The 16923-nt window shown below is 57.6% G+C and carries 17 protein-coding genes; 6 read left to right on the forward strand and 11 right to left on the reverse strand.

Translation table 11 applies throughout. The features are described 5' to 3' along the window. Nucleotides 1-118 precede the first annotated feature (118 nt). Nucleotides 119-1060: a D-2-hydroxyacid dehydrogenase gene (locus B3041_RS03125; RefSeq protein ID WP_065647497.1), complete on the forward strand. Its 942-nt coding sequence runs from the start codon at nucleotides 119-121 to the stop codon at nucleotides 1058-1060. Between the two features lie 3 nt (nucleotides 1061-1063). Here the strand turns inward: B3041_RS03125 and glsB are convergent, their stop codons facing one another. Then, nucleotides 1064-1987, reverse strand: a complete 924-nt coding sequence (glsB, locus tag B3041_RS03130; RefSeq protein WP_292969160.1) for a glutaminase B — start codon at nucleotides 1985-1987, stop codon at nucleotides 1064-1066. Between the two features lie 266 nt (nucleotides 1988-2253). Here glsB and clcA point away from each other — a divergent pair, with 266 nt between their 5' ends. Together clcA and B3041_RS03140 are read left to right on the forward strand one after the other, a co-directional pair. Further along, entirely contained in the window at nucleotides 2254-3654 is a 1401-nt protein-coding gene (clcA, locus tag B3041_RS03135) for a H(+)/Cl(-) exchange transporter ClcA (protein WP_065647495.1), read from the forward strand. Between the two features lie 113 nt (nucleotides 3655-3767). After that, entirely contained in the window at nucleotides 3768-4301 is a 534-nt protein-coding gene (locus B3041_RS03140; protein WP_065647494.1) for a sterol desaturase family protein, read from the forward strand. On the opposite strand, the gene crtB is transcribed toward B3041_RS03140, so the two are convergent. Genes crtB through B3041_RS03165 form a run of 5 tightly spaced genes read right to left on the reverse strand, consistent with a single transcriptional unit; the run spans nucleotide 4240 to nucleotide 10011 of the window. Further along, entirely contained in the window at nucleotides 4240-5169 is a 930-nt protein-coding gene (gene crtB / locus B3041_RS03145) for a 15-cis-phytoene synthase CrtB (RefSeq protein ID WP_065647493.1), read from the reverse strand. The two genes, B3041_RS03140 and crtB, sit on opposite strands and share 62 nt — an antisense overlap. Next, the gene (locus B3041_RS03150) at nucleotides 5166-6647 is read right to left on the reverse strand and encodes a phytoene desaturase (RefSeq protein ID WP_292969173.1); all 1482 of its coding nucleotides are present in this window, start codon (nucleotides 6645-6647) and stop codon (nucleotides 5166-5168) included. The genes crtB and B3041_RS03150 overlap by 4 nt, the downstream gene beginning before the upstream one ends. Then, nucleotides 6644-7816 carry a lycopene beta-cyclase CrtY gene (gene crtY / locus B3041_RS03155; RefSeq protein WP_292969176.1) on the reverse strand — a complete coding sequence of 391 codons (1173 nt, stop codon included), beginning with the start codon at nucleotides 7814-7816 and terminating at the stop codon, nucleotides 6644-6646. Before crtY ends, B3041_RS03150 begins: the two co-directional genes overlap by 4 nt. Continuing rightward, on the reverse strand, nucleotides 7816-9093 hold the full coding sequence (locus B3041_RS03160) for a glycosyltransferase (RefSeq protein WP_292969179.1): 1278 nt from the start codon (nucleotides 9091-9093) through the stop codon (nucleotides 7816-7818). Before B3041_RS03160 ends, crtY begins: the two co-directional genes overlap by 1 nt. Before the next feature lie 12 nt (nucleotides 9094-9105). Next, nucleotides 9106-10011, reverse strand: coding sequence for a polyprenyl synthetase family protein (locus B3041_RS03165; RefSeq protein ID WP_065647489.1), 906 nt, complete (start codon nucleotides 10009-10011; stop codon nucleotides 9106-9108). A gap of 329 nt (nucleotides 10012-10340) precedes the next feature. Here B3041_RS03165 and B3041_RS03170 point away from each other — a divergent pair, with 329 nt between their 5' ends. Next, nucleotides 10341-10556: a hypothetical protein gene (locus B3041_RS03170; protein WP_065647488.1), complete on the forward strand. Its 216-nt coding sequence runs from the start codon at nucleotides 10341-10343 to the stop codon at nucleotides 10554-10556. A gap of 41 nt (nucleotides 10557-10597) precedes the next feature. Here the strand turns inward: B3041_RS03170 and B3041_RS03175 are convergent, their stop codons facing one another. After that, nucleotides 10598-11305 (reverse strand): phage antirepressor KilAC domain-containing protein, encoded by a 708-nt coding sequence (locus B3041_RS03175; RefSeq protein ID WP_065647487.1) that lies wholly within the window; start codon nucleotides 11303-11305, stop codon nucleotides 10598-10600. 286 nt (nucleotides 11306-11591) lie between these two features. Between B3041_RS03175 and B3041_RS03180 the strand changes: the two genes are divergently transcribed. Next, nucleotides 11592-12785, forward strand: a complete 1194-nt coding sequence (locus B3041_RS03180; protein ID WP_065647486.1) for a zinc-dependent alcohol dehydrogenase — start codon at nucleotides 11592-11594, stop codon at nucleotides 12783-12785. Between the two features lie 41 nt (nucleotides 12786-12826). Here B3041_RS03180 and B3041_RS03185 read toward each other — a convergent pair whose 3' ends face one another. Genes B3041_RS03185 through B3041_RS03195 form a run of 3 tightly spaced genes read right to left on the reverse strand, consistent with a single transcriptional unit; the run spans nucleotide 12827 to nucleotide 14303 of the window. Further along, on the reverse strand, nucleotides 12827-13174 hold the full coding sequence (locus B3041_RS03185; RefSeq protein ID WP_065647485.1) for a hypothetical protein: 348 nt from the start codon (nucleotides 13172-13174) through the stop codon (nucleotides 12827-12829). A gap of 25 nt (nucleotides 13175-13199) precedes the next feature. Further along, complete coding sequence (locus B3041_RS03190; RefSeq protein ID WP_167350647.1) at nucleotides 13200-13373, reverse strand: hypothetical protein; 174 nt, start codon at nucleotides 13371-13373, stop codon at nucleotides 13200-13202. Nucleotides 13374-13409: 36 nt separating this feature from the next. Continuing rightward, a complete protein-coding gene (locus tag B3041_RS03195) occupies nucleotides 13410-14303 on the reverse strand; it encodes a helix-turn-helix transcriptional regulator (RefSeq protein WP_412158961.1) in 894 nt (297 codons plus the stop codon). A 117-nt stretch (nucleotides 14304-14420) separates the two neighbouring features. On the opposite strand from B3041_RS03195, the gene B3041_RS03200 reads away from it, so the two are divergent. Continuing rightward, a complete protein-coding gene (locus tag B3041_RS03200) occupies nucleotides 14421-15830 on the forward strand; it encodes an MFS transporter (RefSeq protein ID WP_292969188.1) in 1410 nt (469 codons plus the stop codon). A 3-nt stretch (nucleotides 15831-15833) separates the two neighbouring features. Here the strand turns inward: B3041_RS03200 and B3041_RS03205 are convergent, their stop codons facing one another. Beyond that, nucleotides 15834-16922, reverse strand: a complete 1089-nt coding sequence (locus B3041_RS03205) for an ABC transporter ATP-binding protein (RefSeq protein WP_292969191.1) — start codon at nucleotides 16920-16922, stop codon at nucleotides 15834-15836. Between the last annotated feature and the right edge of the window lies 1 nt (nucleotide 16923).

The raw sequence follows: 16923 nt of genomic DNA on the forward strand, positions 1-16923 counted from the left end.
ACGCCACCCTGCAGAGAAAAAATTCGCATTTTTTGAAAAAGCTCACCCCGGGCGCTGTTTTTGTTAACCTTAACGCAACCTGATGAGAACAGTGCAGAAACAACAAAGCGGAGCGCAAATGAAAATAGTGATGCTGGATGGTGATACGCTGCCCGAACGCCCGGCACAGCCTGCCTGGTGCAGTGACTGGATCTGGCGCGGGCAAACCGCGCCTGCGGATATTGTGTCAGCCCTGCAGGGGGCCACAATTGCGATGACGAACAAAGTTCCGCTGCGCGCCGAAACGCTGCGGCAGCTGCCCGCGCTGCGCTACATCTGCGTTACGGCTACCGGTTATGACTGTATCGATCTTGACGCCTGCCGGACACAGGGCATTGTCGTCAGCAACGTACCAGGTTACTCCACCCGCAGCGTGGCGGAGGGCGTGATCGCTGCGCTGTTCGCGCTGCGGCGGCATCTGGTGGACTACGCCATGAGCAGCCGCGAAGCGTGGCCCGCTTCACCACATTTCTGTATACATCGCGAGCCATTACTGGATATTCAGGGCGCCGTACTGGGTGTGGTGGGTAAAGGCGATATTGGCAGCGCTGCCGGTGAGATGGCGCAGGCGCTGGGCATGACGGTGCTCTATGCCGAACGGCCCGGTGCGACAGCCGTCCGTGCAGGCTATACCGCTTTTGATGAGGTGCTGGCGCGCAGTGACGTGCTCACGCTGCATTGTCCGCTCACGCCGCAGACGCAGCGGTTGATCAACCGGCAGACGCTGGCCGCGATGAAACCGGGCGCGTTACTGATCAACACCGCACGGGGCGGACTGATTGAGGAGGACGATCTGGCGGCCGCGCTGCGTCAGGGAACCCTCGGCGGCGCGGCGCTGGATGTGCTGAGCAGCGAGCCGCCACCCGCTACGCATCCGCTGCTGCAACCCGGCCTGCCAGGCTTGCTGCTGACGCCGCATATCGCCTGGGCAACCCGACAGGGCGTTGCAAACCTGCTGCGCGGCCTTGAAAGCAATCTGGAGGCGTTTGCGCAGGGCAAACCGCGTAATCAGGTGAGTTAAGCATCAGAAGACTGAACGCCCCAGACGGTCGCTCAGCTTTTCCAGCAGCGCGGTGCCTGCCAGTGAATTGCCTGAGCGATCCAGTGCCGGGGACCAGACGGCAATGCTCATCTCACCCGGGATCACCGCAACAATACCGCCGCCCACGCCTGATTTGGCCGGCATTCCCACCCGCCAGGCAAATTCGCCGGCGCCATCATACATGCCGCTGGTCATCATCAGCGCATTGACCTGGCGCGCCTGGCGCGGCGAGATCACCGCCCGGCGATTATCCTGCGTGCGTCCCTGATTGGCCAGATAGAGAAACGTCCGCGCCAGTTCGTTACAGCTCATGGCCAGCGAACAGTAGTGAAAATAGGTCTCCATCACCTTGCTGACATCGTTATTGAAATTGCCAAACGACTTCATCAGCCAGGCAATGGCGGCGTTACGGGCGGAGTGCTCATACTCAGAGCGGGCGACGGCACGGTCATACAGAATATCGTCCTGCTGCGCCAGGCGCCGGACAAATTCCAGCATGCGCTGGCGCGGGGCCGTCAGGCGGCTCTCCAGTAAGTCGCACATCACCAGCGCACCGGCGTTAATAAAGGGGTTACGCGGTTTGCCCTGTTCCAGCTCCAGCTGTACCAGCGAGTTGAACGCCTGCCCGGACGGTTCTTTGCCCACGCGCTGCCAGATTTCAGCGTCTTCATACAGCGTCAGCGCCACCGTCAGCGACAGCACTTTAGAGATGGATTGCACTGAAAAGCGCGTAGTGGCATCACCCGCCTGATAGCACTCACCGCCAGGCGTACAGATGGCGATCCCCAGCTGGTCAGGCTCCACATCTGCCAGTGCCGGAATATAATCCGCTACCTTTCCCTGACGCGTCAGCGGCCGAACCTCGCTGATAATCTCTTCAAGCAATGCGTTACTGAGTTCTGACACATCCCGCTCCGATAGTAATAAACCCGGCCACAATGGCGATGGCCAGGATGATGGTGATTTGCAGGCGCCGCGTCAATCCGTCAGCCGCAATTCTGTGACACATTCTGTTGTGCGTGATAGCAGCACTGTCTCAGGCCGGAGGTCATTTAACCCCAGCGTAAAATTCTGTTGCGAATGACCAGGTTACGGGCTGTCCGCTTTTGGCTATGCTGAATCGGTGCAGCGCGCAGAGGCGATGCACATGGATTTCTGACAAGGGGAAACTGATGTCTGTTACACCTTCTGACGCTGAAGAGAATACGCGTCGTCCTGGCCGGTTTATGCGACTGCAAGCGCTGCTGCGCCGGGACACCACGCCGGTGAGACTGCTGCTGCTGGCGGCTCTGGTTGGCACGCTGACCGGATTCGCAGGGGTGGCATTTAACCGGGCGGTCAATCTGATGCTGCAGCTGCGTATCAGCACGCTCTCTGCGCAGCATACCGGTTTACTGACCGGGCTGATCTATGCTTTTGCCGCCTCCGCTATTATGGGTGGCGTGGGCTATTTTCTGGTACGCCGCTTTGCGCCTGAGGCGGGCGGATCGGGCATTCCGGAAATTGAAGGGGCGCTGGAAGAGCTGCGCCCGGTGCGCTGGTGGCGGGTACTGCCGGTAAAATTTTTTGGCGGCATGGGTGCGCTGGGTTCAGGAATGGTGCTGGGCCGTGAAGGGCCCACGGTGCAGCTGGGCGGAAATATTGGCGGTATGTGCAGCGATCTTTTTCGCCTGCGCAGTGCTGAATCGCGGCATACGCTGCTGGCAACCGGCGCAGCAGCCGGTCTTTCAGCGGCCTTCAACGCACCGCTGGCGGGAATTCTGTTTATTATTGAAGAGATGCGTCCGCAGTTTCGCTACAGTCTGGTTTCAATCAAAGCGGTATTTGTTGGCGTCATTATGGCGAGCATTGTCTACCGGCTCTGCGAGGACAATGGCGCGATTATTGATATCGGCCAGCTCAGAGATGCGCCCACTGACACGCTGTGGCTCTATCTGCTGCTGGGGGTTCTGTTTGGCGCTGTCGGCGTCGCGTTTAACCGCCTGATCTTCGCAGCGCAGGATCGATTTCAGCGTCTGCATCGGGGGCGCACAATGGTATGGGTAGCATGGGGCAGCGTGCTGGCCGGACTTTGCGGTGTACTGAGTATGGTGCTGCCGCAGGCGGCGGGTGGAGGAATAACACTGATCCCGGCGTTCTCTGGCGGCGAATATAGCGCGCTTATGCTGTTCGGACTTTTTATTCTGCGCACGCTGGTGACCCTTTGCTGTTTTGCCTCCGGGGCACCGGGCGGAATTTTCGCGCCCATGCTGACGCTGGGGACGCTGCTGGGCACCTGTTTCGGCCAGATCTGTATAGCCTGGTTTCCGGCGTGGCATCTGGAAGCGGCAACTTTTGCAGTGGCAGGTATGGGCGCGCTGTTTGCCGCATCGGTACGCGCGCCCCTGACAGGGATTGTGCTGGTGCTGGAGATGACAAATAACTATCAGCTCATCCTGCCGATGATCATCACCTGTCTGGGTGCCACGCTGGCAGCACAGTTTTTTGGCGGCAAGCCGCTTTATTCATCACTGCTGGCGCGTACGCTGGCGAAGACCCCGCTGAGTGAACCGCAGTCCCGCCATGCTAACTGAGTCGTCTGTGGCCGGGATAAGCGTGACCCCCGCGCTTATTTCACCTATGCTGACTTGCGGCATCCTGTATCGCAGTCCACCTTTACTCTTTGACCTTTTAAAATGGACGCACCATGCTCTGGTTATGGAACACGCTTATTCTGCTGGCAACCGTTGCACTGATGGAAGCAGTGGCGGCGCTCTCGCACAAATATATTATGCACGGCTGGGGATGGGGCTGGCATCTCTCTCATCATGAACCGCATACCAGCCGGTTTGAACTCAATGACCTTTACGCCGTCGTGTTTGCCGTGCTCTCGGTCGGGCTAATCTACTATGGCGTGCAGGGCATGTGGCCCCTGCAGTGGATCGGCGCCGGTATGACCACCTACGGCGCGCTCTATTTTATGGTGCATGACGGGCTGGTGCATCAGCGCTGGCCGTTTCGCTATATTCCGCGTAAAGGTTATCTGAAGCGTTTGTATATGGCGCACCGGATGCACCATGCGGTGCGCGGGCGTGAGGGATGTGTCTCATTTGGCTTTCTCTATGCGCCGCCGCTGCATAAGCTGCAGGCCACGCTGCGCGAACGTCACGGCCGCAAACCTAACGCGGCCGCTGCCACAGACCAGCAGGACGCGGCTGCGGACGCGCCACGCGAGAAGTAAGCGCAATCCCCGCGCCTTTAAGCAGCAGCGCCAGCTTTTCTCCTTTGCTGGTGCGCTGCCGGGCATCCCAGGCGCGCATACCTGCATCCTGCACTTTTACCCCGATTTCGCGATACACCCCGTGAGCCGTAGCGATAGCCCATGCCGAGCGCAGCGGCAGATCGGGCAGCCCGCTGCGGGCTGAATGGTAGTAAGGCTCCGCTGCTGCTACCAGGCGTGCAGCCAGCGGCGCTATCGCCGCACGATAGTGTGGGTCGGCCAGCTGATCGGCACGTAACCCGGCTTCCGTAAGCCAGCTTTCCGGCAGATAACAGCGCCCGTTTTGGGCATCTTCAACAATATCACGAGCAATATTGGTCAGCTGAAACGCCAGCCCGAGATCGCAGGCGTGATCGAGTACGTTTTCATCGCGTACGCCCATCACGCGCGCCATCATCAGACCCACGACGCCCGCCACGTGATAGCAGTAACGCAGCGTGTCTTCAAACGTGATGTAGTGCTCTTCGCGCGCGTCCATCGCGAACCCTTCCAGATGATCAAATGCCAGCTGGGGCGGAAGCTCATGCGTCAGCGCCACTTCCTGAAACGCACGAAAAGCGAGTTCATCCATATGCGCACCGCTGTATGCGCGGCGGGTTTCAATCTGCAGATGCTGCATGCGCAGTTGTGCATCTGCCACCTGATGTTGCGTGCCACCTTCGCCCAATGTTTGTCCGTCAATCACGTCATCACAGTGACGGCACCAGGCGTAGAGCATCAGCGTGCTGCGTCGCGTAGCCGGATCGAAAAGCTTTGCTGCCGTGGCAAAACTTTTCGAGCCTGCGGCCATTGTCTGCGTGACCTGCTCAATCAGGGGAGGCTGATTCATCCGGCAAGATCCTCCACCATCAGCTGCGCGGTGGCTTTTGCTGAACCGATTACACCGGGCACGCCAGCGCCGGGATGCGTACCCGCACCGACCAGATATAGGTTACTGATGTCGGCATCGCGGTTATGCGGCCGGAACCAGGCGCTCTGGGTAAGGATCGGCTCCAGCGAAAACGCTGAACCCTGGTGTGCATGCAGCGTGTCGCGGAAATCTTCCGGCGTGAACATACGCTGTGTCACTATCTGATCGCGCAGGCCTGGCATGTAGTGCTCCTCAAGATAAGCAAAAATACGGTCGCGGAAGCGCGGCCCTTCCTGCTGCCAGTCAATTGCGGCAGTGCCGAGGTGCGGAACCGGCGCCAGCACATAAAAGCTGCCGCAGCCTGCCGGTGCCAGCGACGGATCGGTGGTGCAGGGTGCATGCAGGTAGAGCGAAAAATCGTCCGCCAGCTGATTGCTGTTAAATATCTCATTAATCAGTTCGCGATAACGCGGGCCGAAGCAGACCGTGTGGTGCGCCAGCTGAGCGTGCGGCTGATTGAGACCAAAATAGAGCACAAACAGCGAGTTACTCATGCGCTTGCGTTTCAGCGTGGCGGCGCGCTTACGGGCAGTTGCATGGTGCTGCAGCAGCCGGTCATAGGTATGCACAACGTCAGCATTGGAGGCCACTGCGGTGGCGTCAAAGCGACGGCCATCCTTTAACTGCACGCCGCTGATACGGTTACCCTGCGTTTCCAGCTGGCTGACTTCAGCGTTGAGCAGCAGTTCACCCCCGAGGTCGCGAAACAGCCGCGCCATACCGTCGACCAGCGCGCCGGTCCCGCCACGCGGAAACCAGACGCCCCATTCACGTTCCAGCGCATGAATCAGAGTGTAGATAGAGGATGTTGCAAACGGATTACCGCCCACCAGTAAAGAATGGAACGAAAACGCCTGACGCAGATGATCGTCCTGAATAAATTTCGCTACCATATCGTACACGCTGCGCCACGCCTGCAGACGACCCAGCTGAGGGCCGGCGCGCAGCATATCGCGGAAATTCAGGAACGGCACCGTACCCAGCTTGAGATAACCCTCTTTAAACACCGCCTGTGAATAGGCAAGAAACCGGCGATAGCCTTCGACATCCTGCGGATTAAACGCGGCAATCTGCTGTTCGAGCAGAGTCTGATTATTGTCATAATCAAGCACCTTGCCATCTTCCCAGCAGAGACGATAAAAAGGCGTCACCGGCATCAGCTCAACGTAGTCGCTGAGTTTTTTTCCGGCCAGCGTAAAAAGCGCTTCAATCGCGCTGGGATCGGTGATGACTGTCGGACCGGCATCAAAGGTAAAGCCCTCATCCTGCCAGACGTAAGCACGCCCGCCGGGTTTATCGCGCTGCTCCAGCAGCGTAGTCGGAATACCGGCCGCCTGCAGACGAATAGCCAGAGCCAGGCCGCCAAAGCCTGCGCCAATCACATAAGTACGTTTCATTCTTTCTTCCCTGTTAGCGAAGGAGTCATCAACAGTGCACGCAGCGCTTCTCCCACCGGCACCGGTGGTTTGCCGCATAAAATACGTGCTTTATCCCTGAGAAAGAGTTCTCCGGCGTAAAAACGGCTGATAAGACCGGCATCAAGCCGGTAAAAACGTTGCATAACCTGCCAGCGTTTTTCCGGTCGTCCGGCCAGAAACAGCATACGATTAAGCAGGCGAAAAAAATGCTGCTCGCGCCACTGACGCCGGGCAAACTGTTCAATACGCTGGCTGAGCTGTTCTGCCTCACAGGGCAGGGCAGCAGCAATCTCATCCGCCAGCGCAACGGCAGAGGGCAGTGAATAACCCGTGGTCGCATGGAACAATCCGGCGCGCAGCCCGCTGCAGGGCTGACCCTGCTGCTGCTGCCAGAAACGTCCGATATCGCCATCAAGCGTAATGGGCAGGGAACCCTGTTCTTCACGCAATAAACGACTCAGCTGCCAGCCATGCTGCTCTGCGTAGTGCAGGATGTTTTGTCGCGCCTGTACGCTATCAAGCGTGGCGTGATTGATATAGTGGGTATCTTCAATCAGCAGACGTTCAGCGCTGAGCGGCAGCGTATAGACAAAGCGATAGCCGCTGTGCTGATCCACCGTGGCATCCATCAGAACCGGCTGTTGCAGACCGTGCGGACGTGCCAGATGCCACTCCTGACCAACAAATGACTGATAACCAAGACGCAGATGCGGCGTAGGCTGCAGGCCGCGTCCGTCAATCACGGCGCGGGCATGCAGTACGTCGCCGTTTTCCAGCGTTACGCGCTGTGGCGCAACGTCGCGCACGGGCGAGGCGGTACGCAACCGATCTCCCAGCGTATCGCGCAGATGGCGGGCAAAATCCTGTGAAGCGATGGAGCAATACTCTCCGTGCAGATTACGCCGCAGCGCCGGAAAGCGGACCTGATAACCAGGCCAGCGTGCGGACAGCAGCGGCGCAAGCCAGGCAAACTGCGCGTCGCTGACATCGTCACGGTGAAACGACCAGGTGTGATTGCCCGCCGGCTGAGTGGCGCTCTCCAGTAGCAGAATGTCAGGCGCCGGCTGCAGCTGCATCAGCCGCAGGGCGATCAACCCGTTTGCCAGCCCGGCCCCTACCAGAATAAGGTCTGCACACTTCTCTGACATCAGGTCGCCTCCGCCAGCACAATTTGTTGCTGGCACAGCGCCTGTTCAGCGATATCGGCCGCGCGCTGACAACCGCCGGCACGCTGCATCTGCGCCTGTATCGCTGACATGCGCAGGCGGTAATGAGAATCGGACAACAGCAGTTGCAAATGGGTCTCCAGCTGATGAGTGCGGCTGAACCGTGAGGCGCGACGCCCTACGCCATGCCATTCGATGCGCGATGCTACTCCGGGCTGGTCAAACGCAATGGGCAGCGCCAGCATCGGAATGCCCTGAGCCAGCGCTTCCAGCGCGCTATTCAACCCGGCGTGGGTAACAAAAACCTGGGCATGCTGCAGCGCAGCGTGCTGATCGAGAAAATCCGTTACCCATGCGGCGCCGGCCAGCTCCAGCTTACGTACCTGAGGCGCTGTCAGCCCGCCACAATGAGCAACGACCAGCGATAACCCGAGATTACAGCAGGCGCGCGCCAGCCGCAGAAACAGCCGGAAGCGGCGTCCCTGAAGCGTTCCCAGCGATGCGTAGACCACCGGCTGGCGCAGCGCCGGCCACGGTGGCGGCAGATGAGTAGTGATACTCTGCTGACGCAGCGGTCCAACGGCGTGATAGCAGGCGGGCAGCTGCTGGCGCGGAAAATCAAAGGCGGGTACCAGCTGGCTGATCTGCGCCAGCGATGAGAGACAATCCTGCAGGCCTGAACGCGGTGACAAACCGAACGCGCGCGCATGGTAGGCGATAACCTGGCGATGACGGCGCATGATCCGGTCATACATGCGGCTGCTGGCAGCAAAACGCTTTAGTGCTTTCTCATCCTGACCATAGCGAAATGACATCACTGCCAGCGGGATACCCGCTTCGCGGTTCACCGGCAGCGCGCAGGCAACGGAAATAAACGGCAGGCCTGACGCCTCAGCCACCAGCCCGCCGGCCGCCTCCATTTGATCGGCAATGACACCATCCACCTGCAGCTTTCTCAAAATAGCCGGTAATTCGCGACACAGCATATCGGTGGTGCCGGCCATATCATTGATTACGCGGAACAGAGAAAAACCGCCCGGTGCAGCCAGCCGCTGCAGAGCCGAAGCCAGAGATCCGGCCGGATGGGTTTGCTCACCCACCGGATAGAAGGCGATGCGCTCATCCGTCAGCAACGTACGTGCGTCGGCCTGCTGTATAAAGGTAATGCGATGCCCGCGGCTGATAAGGGTCTGTGCCAGTGACTGCAGCGCGTGGAAATGGCTATAGAGTGGCGGCGCAATAACGGCAAAATGCCCCATAGATGATCCGCGTTAGTTGAACATTGCCAGCTGCTGGTTAAACAGGGCATGCATATATTGACGGGTTGCAACGCCACGATGGCAGGCGCAGGCAAGGTGTTCATCAGCGCTGCGCAGATGCTCACGCAAACGGCGCTCTGCGCTGTCAGCACCCAGCATCTGGACCAGCGTCGATTTACCCTGATCTTTATGAATATCCTTTCCGGTATGTTTACAGCCATCGGCAAGGTCATCCAGCAGCTGAAAAGCCTGACCCAGATCCTGTGCAAAGTCGCCGAGTTTCTGACGCATGACGGGTGCAGCATCGGTCACAATAGCTGCCATCTGCAGCGCGGCGCGAAACAGCACGCTGGTTTTAAGCTCGTTGGTCATGGCAATCGCTTCCGGACTGCGGCTCTGGCCACCATCATGCAAATCCTGAAACTGTCCCTGAACCAGCCCCTGCAGGCCTACGGCCGCAGAGAGTTCAGCAATGGCATCTGTTTTATGCTGGGCCGGCAAATCCGGCGCGAGCGCAATCACTTCATAAGCGCGACTAAGCAGGGCGACTGCCGCCAGGATAGCCACATTTTCGCCAAATTCGCGATGCACCGTTGGACGACCACGCCGCATCAGCGCATCGTCCATACAGGGGATATCATCCAGTATCAGTGAGGCCGCATGAACCATCTCAACCGCACAGGCGAGATCAAGGATACCGCGCTTTGTCAGGTCATAGCCCATGTCACGCGCAGCCAGCAACAGCAGCAAGGGGCGGATGCGTTTACCGCTGGCCAGCGTACCGGCACGCATCGCAGCCCGCACGCGATCGGAGGGCTGACCCGCTGGTAACAGCAGTTCAAGATTCTCCTGCAGAGCATGGCAAAGCTGGCGAAGATCGTTTTCCTGATTTGCTGCAATTTCGGCATGGGCGGTCATAGCGGCTATCCATGGTTAATAAACGTGGCGCTTTTTTTATTAACCGTAGACTGCGCAGGGAAAGAATGCCAGCAGTGACGACTCGTTAAGTCTCAGAAACCAATTATTTATATTAATTTACCGTTCCGGCTGGCGGGTATGGCAGCAGACTCTGTGAATCGGGACAGATTGCTGCCAGCCGTTTCAGAAACCGCAGCGCGTAAGCCCGTGCTGATGTGTGAGCGTGGTTATTTTTTGAACTAAAAAAACGAACTTACCGATCCTGATCAAATTTCAGAATGCAGCGTTGCCGGAAGATAGAGGGAATCAGGAAATAACCGGAGGCAGCAATGAGCAAATCACTGATGCGTTTATCGGATATGGCGCGTTATCTGGAGGTTCCCCCCGATGTGCTGATTCGCGCAATCTGTAACCGCGGCACGCTGGAGAAAGTGCCGCTCCCCCCGGCAATCGATGAAGAGCTGCCGCTTTCCCGCCGGTGCTGGTCACCGCAGGAAGTCAGGCAATTTCGTCATCAGCTGCAGCGCCAGCGGCATCAGCATTGAGAAGCAGGCAGAGCCGATATCTCTTTATCGGCCCTGCTGTATCAGGCTGCGACGCCCGCAGGATGAGAAGCCAGGTGGCCTGCCCAGAGGCTGGCAACCCATTTCACGCCTTTAGCGGTAAAGCGGGCTTGTGAGAAAGCGTGCTGGTTTTCTCCGGTGCCGGTGCGGAAAGCAAAGTAGCCCGCCTGCACATGATGTTTTTGTGGTGCCAGCGTATTTTTCTCCCGGTACATAATATTGCGTTCAAGCAGAAACTGCCGGAAGTCCGTCTCTTTGACCTTCAGCATTTTACAGAGCTGCCGAAAGCCCAGTGCCTCATCGACTTCAGTAAACCGGTCAAAAAATTCCGCTTTGGGCGCAGAGAGCGCCAGCTGCTGCTCTGCCCGCCGCCGCTGTTCAAATTGCTCTGCCCAGGCTCGGGCGGCTTCAGCCGGATTCGTGAAGTCAGGCAGCTGAGCGACCTTTTCCTTTTCCTGCCAGCGATCGAGCAGGTCAGCGGTAAAGCCGGGCGAAAGCCGTGCCACGGCGAGCAACGAGTCACGTTTATTGAGCAGAAACTCCTGACGGCTCTCACCTTCATGCTCGTAAAGACCGACCGTAACAGGCTGGGAAAGACGCTGTGCGGTTTCCAGGCTTTTAATCAGGCGCTTCACTTCGCCGTGCGTGATGCCAGTCAGCCTGGCAAGGTCACGGCTGCTCATCAGCAGGGACGCGGTTTGAGCAGCAAGAATTTCCGTTGAGATCATCATTCATATCACCTCTTAAAACGTCATTCAGTCTTCAGGACTGCTGGATAAGTATACAACTTACTGTGGTTATATCCAGTGTTTTTTTTAACCGATCGGGTTATTTATCCATTACTGTGTATCACGTTCCAGCGCGGCTGAAGCCGGTTGCATGGCGCGGCTGAAGCCGGTTGCATGGCGCGGCAAGAAGTGCCGATACGCTTGCCTAATCAGCGATCAATGCCATGCTCAACCGATTCGCCTTAAATAATGTCAGGCACTCGCTGCGCTTATTACTGAGGAGTTAAGAATGAAAGCGTTAACCTATCATGGCCCGCATAAAGTACGCGTTGAAACGGTTCCCGATCCAATATTGCAGGCGCCGGATGATATTATTCTGCGCGTCACCGCAACGGCTATTTGCGGATCTGATTTACATCTCTATCGCGGCAAGATCCCAAAAACCGAACATGGCGATATATTTGGTCATGAATTTATGGGGGAAGTGGTGGAAGCTGGCAGCGCCGTAACCAATGTGGCCGTAGGCGATCGTGTGGTCGTGCCGTTTGTCGTGGCCTGCGGTGACTGCTTCTTCTGCCATTTACACCAGTATGCTGCCTGTGAAACCACTAACCCCGGTCGCGGTGCGATACTCAACAAAAAAAATATCACGCCGCCTGCCGCCCTGTTTGGGTTCAGTCATCTTTACGGCGGAATACCTGGCGGACAGGCAGAATATGTCCGCGTGCCGAAAGCCAATACCGGCCCGTTTAAAGTGCCGCTGGCGCTGCCGGATGACAAAGTGCTTTTCCTGTCTGATATTCTTCCGACCGCCTGGCAGGCAGTGCAGAACGCCGGACTGGATAAAGGCTCCAGCGTGGCTATTTTCGGTGCCGGTCCGGTCGGTCTGCTCAGTGCCGCCTGTGCGAGACTGATGGGTGCCGAAGATATTTTCATGATTGATCACAACGCGTATCGTCTGGAGTTTGCCCGTCAGCGCTACGGCGTCACGCCGATAAATTTTGATGAGATTGACGATCCCGCAGCCTGGATCATTGACCATACCAAAGGGAACCGCGGCGTGGATGCAGTGATCGATGCGGTAGGTTTTGAAGCCAAAGGTAGCCTGACCGAAACCGTGCTCAGTAATCTGAAGCTTGAAGGCAGCAGCGGCAAAGCGCTACGGCAGTGTATCGCAGCTGTGCGTCGTGGTGGGGTGGTCAGCGTACCGGGCGTCTATGCCGGATTTATCCATGGTTTCCTGTTTGGCGATGCGTTTGATAAAGGACTGACGTTCAAAATGGGCCAAACGCACGTGCATGCTTATTTGCCACGACTGCTGTCGCTGATTGAACAGGGATTATTAACGCCGGAAGAGATCGTTACGCATCATATGCCGCTGGAAGCCGCTGCCGAGGGCTATGAGATTTTTGATAAACGCAAAGAGGATTGCCGCAAAATTATTCTGGTGCCAGGAATGAAATCCACTACTGCCACCGCATAATGTCACGCAGGCTGCCACGTGGCAGCCTGCAGGGCAGGACTTCAGCGGACGCTGCCTTCATCACGGTCGCTCAGTTCAGAAAGCGAAACTTCAACAAACGGCATGTTATCCAGCCTGTCGCCGTAATCTTCACTGACGTCTGGCAGACTGGTGAACTGACCATCCACAAACAGAAAGCTCAGGTGCCGTTCAACCTCTTCCAGCAGCTCATCCACCTCTTTTGCGGTTTCACCCTGAGCGTCCTTGCCATCCAGTTTCCAGCGAAAATGGTTACCTACAATTTCTGCGCTGCCAATATCAACCACTTTGGCATCAATATTTTCCAGTAACAAACGCTGGCGGGCAAAATAGAGCAGATATGGCATCTGGTCGCGATCAATTTCAGACATAAATTACTCCTGAATAATAATATTTTCAGTGCAGGAAATAGTGGCGTACAGCATAGACTGACCAGTAAACCGCATTCAGGCCCAGCCATGCCCAGCAGCCCCAGTAAGCAACGGGTTCACGCCGGGTACGCAATTTAGGCAGAAATGCCAGCAAATAACCCGCCGCTGCAATAAGCGCAACGAAATAAAGAAATTTCATGCTTTCTCCTGATTATTTATCATGGAGTAAGCATAGTCAGATTAACGCGTTTGTGGAGCGCAGCGCCGGATATCCGGCTATGAGTTTTTGCAGTGCTTCTGCGCTTGTTTCGTCGGCCGGTACGTAAACCAGCAAGCGGTCGCCATTGCGTGACGCGGACCACCAGTTATTCTGACGCAGCGTAAATTCTCCTGTTTCTGCCCGCCAGAAGCGCTTGACCCGATTCTCAACTTTTCCCAGTTCATAACGCTGCCAGGTCTGTGCAAATTCATCAGAACTGTTAATCAAACGGGTAAGAAAACTCTCCCAGTGCGGATCGCCAATGTGCTCTCCCATCTGACCGCGAAACATCGCTACCATTTGCGGCATGACCTCATCCCAGTCGCGTATCATGCCGCGCCAGCCAGGGTGGTTAAACGCCAGCCAGATGCAGTTGCGATCCTCAGCGTCAACGTTCGCCAGATCGATGCCCATCAGCGCACACCATGAGTCGTTATAGCCAATGATGTCAAAACGTGGCGTCTCAATAATGGCCGGCAGCTGAATTGCATCCAGCATCTGCTGATTATGCTCAGCAAGTTTGCAGCAGGCGGCAACCTGAGGCGCAGGCAGTTTATGCCCGGCAAGTGAGAAAAGATGCTGCGTTTCAACGTCGTTGCACTGAAGTGCTGATGCAATCGCCGTCAGCGTTTTCAGCGACGCTTTGATATCACGGCCCTGTTCCAGCCAGGTGTACCACGTGACACCCACATCAGCCAGCTGGGCGACTTCTTCCCGGCGCAGTCCGGGCGTGCGCCGCTGACGCATACGCGGCAGCCCCAGCCTGACAGGATCCAGGTTTTCCCGTCGGGAACGCAGAAAGGCGCCCAGCAGTTTGCGATTAGTATGAACATCTTTTTCAGAAAGGTTTACAGCAGGTTGCATGAACATCAGCGGGATCTCTCCGGCAAGACGGGTGGTTTTAATACCATGATAATCAAAAACTGGTACCCGGTTATTTTTCAGCAGATGCTATGCCGCAATGAACACGAAAACAAGGTGAAACTGATGCACACTCCGCAACTCCGTCAGGCAGGGCTGATGGTACTGCTGGCCGGGCTGTTACTGCCCATGATCGACTTTTCTATCGTTAACGTCGCGCTGGATGCGATGGCGCATAGCCTGCAGGCGACGCCAACAGAGCTGGCGCTGATTGTTGCTGTCTATGGCATCGCTTTTGCCGTTTGTCTCGCGATGGGAGGGCGGCTCGGGGACAACTATGGCCGGCGCAGGGTTTTTATCAGCGGCGTCGGGATCTTTGGCCTCGCTTCCCTGTTGTGCGGTATGGCGGGCGGGACCGGGATGCTGATGTTTGCCCGCGCGCTGCAGGGGGTGGGCGCGGCATTTATCGTTCCGCAGATCCTGGCAACGCTGCATGTCACGTTACAGGGCAGGGAGCATGCGCGGGCAATCGGTCTCTATGGTGGGATGGGCGGGCTGGCGTTTGTGATTGGTCAGGTATTGGGCGGCTTTCTCATCAAAGCTGACCCCGGTGGATATGGCTGGCGCAGCGTGTTTCTGATCAACCTGCCGATCTGCCTGGGCGTACTGATCGCGGCACGCCGGTTTATTCCGGAAACCCGTAACGCCAGCCGCATACCGGTAGATATCAGCGGTGCGCTGCTGCTGGGGGCGGCTACCGGCGCGCTGATGCTGAGCCTGGCGCTGGGACCGGTGCTGAACTGGCGCTGGCCCTGCGTGATGTTACTGCTGCTGGCCCCGCTGTTTTTGCTGCAGCTGCGACGGGTCTCTCTGCGTGCTGAAGCGGCAGGTCGTTTACCGCTGTTGCCCCCGTCGCTGCTGCGTTTGCCCGCCGTGCGTTTCAGCCTTACGCTTGCCGTTATTTTTTTCTCCTGCTGGAGCGGGTTTATGTTTGTCATGGCTCTGACGCTGCAGTCCGGGCTTGGCTTCAGCGCCTTTGACTCCGGTAACGCTTTCATAGCGCTGGGGGTAGCCTATTTTATCGGTGCTATGCGTTCGACCGCACTGGTCACGCGTTTTGGCACGCGCACTATGCTGCTGGCTGGCTGTGCCATTCAGATCACCGGCCTGCTGGCACTGATGGCAACCTTGCAGCTCCGGTGGCCGCAGGCGGGCATTCTTGCGCTGGCGCCTGCCACGGCGCTCATCGGGTTTGGTCAGTCTTTTATCGTCAGTACTTTCTACCGTATTGGCATGCGCGATATTCCGCATCATCAGGCGGGTGCCGGCAGCGCCATGTTGTCGACCGTGCAGCAGTCGGCGATGGGGCTGGGACCGATGCTGCTGGGCGGCGTGTTCAGCCATTTCAGCCAGGCCGGATCCTGGCTGAGTGCCATCAGCGGTACGCTGGGGGCTGAGCTGCTCTCCATGCTGCTGCTGGTGGCGATCGCCTTAATGCAGCACGACAACGCGGCAACAACACCCGCAGAGGGATAACGTTCACGGTGAGGGCGGCGCTTCCTGCAGACGCTGGCCGCTCTGCGCATCGAACAGATGGATTTTTTCCATGCGCAGCGCAATAGTCAGCGGATCGCCGCTGCCGGCTGTGTGACGTCCTGATACCTGCATGTGCAGCGTGTGTCCATGCCATGTCAGATGCAGCAGCGTGGATTCTCCGGTGATCTCCGTAACGGCAACCTGCGCCAGACTGCCCTGCGTTGCAGGGATCAGATCGTGAGGGCGGATGCCAATCGTCAGCGCTGCCCCTTCCGGTGCCGCATGGTGCCAGCGCGGAGGAAGCGGCTGCCAGAGATCTTCACATTCGATGCCCGGCACGCCCTCCCGCGTCACCAGACGTGCCGGCAACAGATTCATCGGTGGCGATCCGATAAAGCGGGCCACAAACAGATCCGCCGGACGATCGTAAATGCTGAGCGGGGCACCCTGCTGGATAATCTGACCTTCACGCATCACCACAATCTGGTCAGCCAGCGTCATCGCCTCAACCTGATCGTGTGTGACGTAAATCATGGTGGTTTTAAATCGCTGGTGCAGCGCTTTGATTTCAGCCCGCAGCTCCATGCGCAGCTGAGCATCAAGATTAGAAAGCGGTTCATCAAACAGGAAAACCTGCGGATTTCGCACCATTGCCCGGCCCATCGCCACGCGCTGACGCTGCCCGCCGGAAAGGGCTCGCGGGTAACGCTGCAGCAGTTTATCGATACCCAGAATGGCGGCAACACGTGCAATTTTATTCTGCTGCTCCTCGCGTTTCACCTTTTTAACCTGCATATGAAAAGCGAGGTTTTCAGCCACGGTAAGGTGCGGATAGAGCGCGTAGCTCTGAAACACCATTGCCATGTCGCGATCGGCCGGATCGCGATCGCCAATCGGCGTGTTGTTCATCAGAATGGATCCCTCTGACAAACTATCCAGTCCGGCCAGCAGCCTCAGCAGCGTGGATTTACCGCAGCCGGACGGGCCAACCAGCACGGTAAAGCTGCCATCGGGTATGCTCAGATTCAGCGGGTGCAGTACCGTTTGTTTGCCGTAACGTCTGGCGACGCTGACGAGCTCAATACTGGCCATA

Origin of the sequence: Pantoea sp. UBA4549 (assembly GCF_002387285.1) — a bacterium.
Classification (GTDB): domain Bacteria; phylum Pseudomonadota; class Gammaproteobacteria; order Enterobacterales; family Enterobacteriaceae; genus Pantoea; species Pantoea borealis.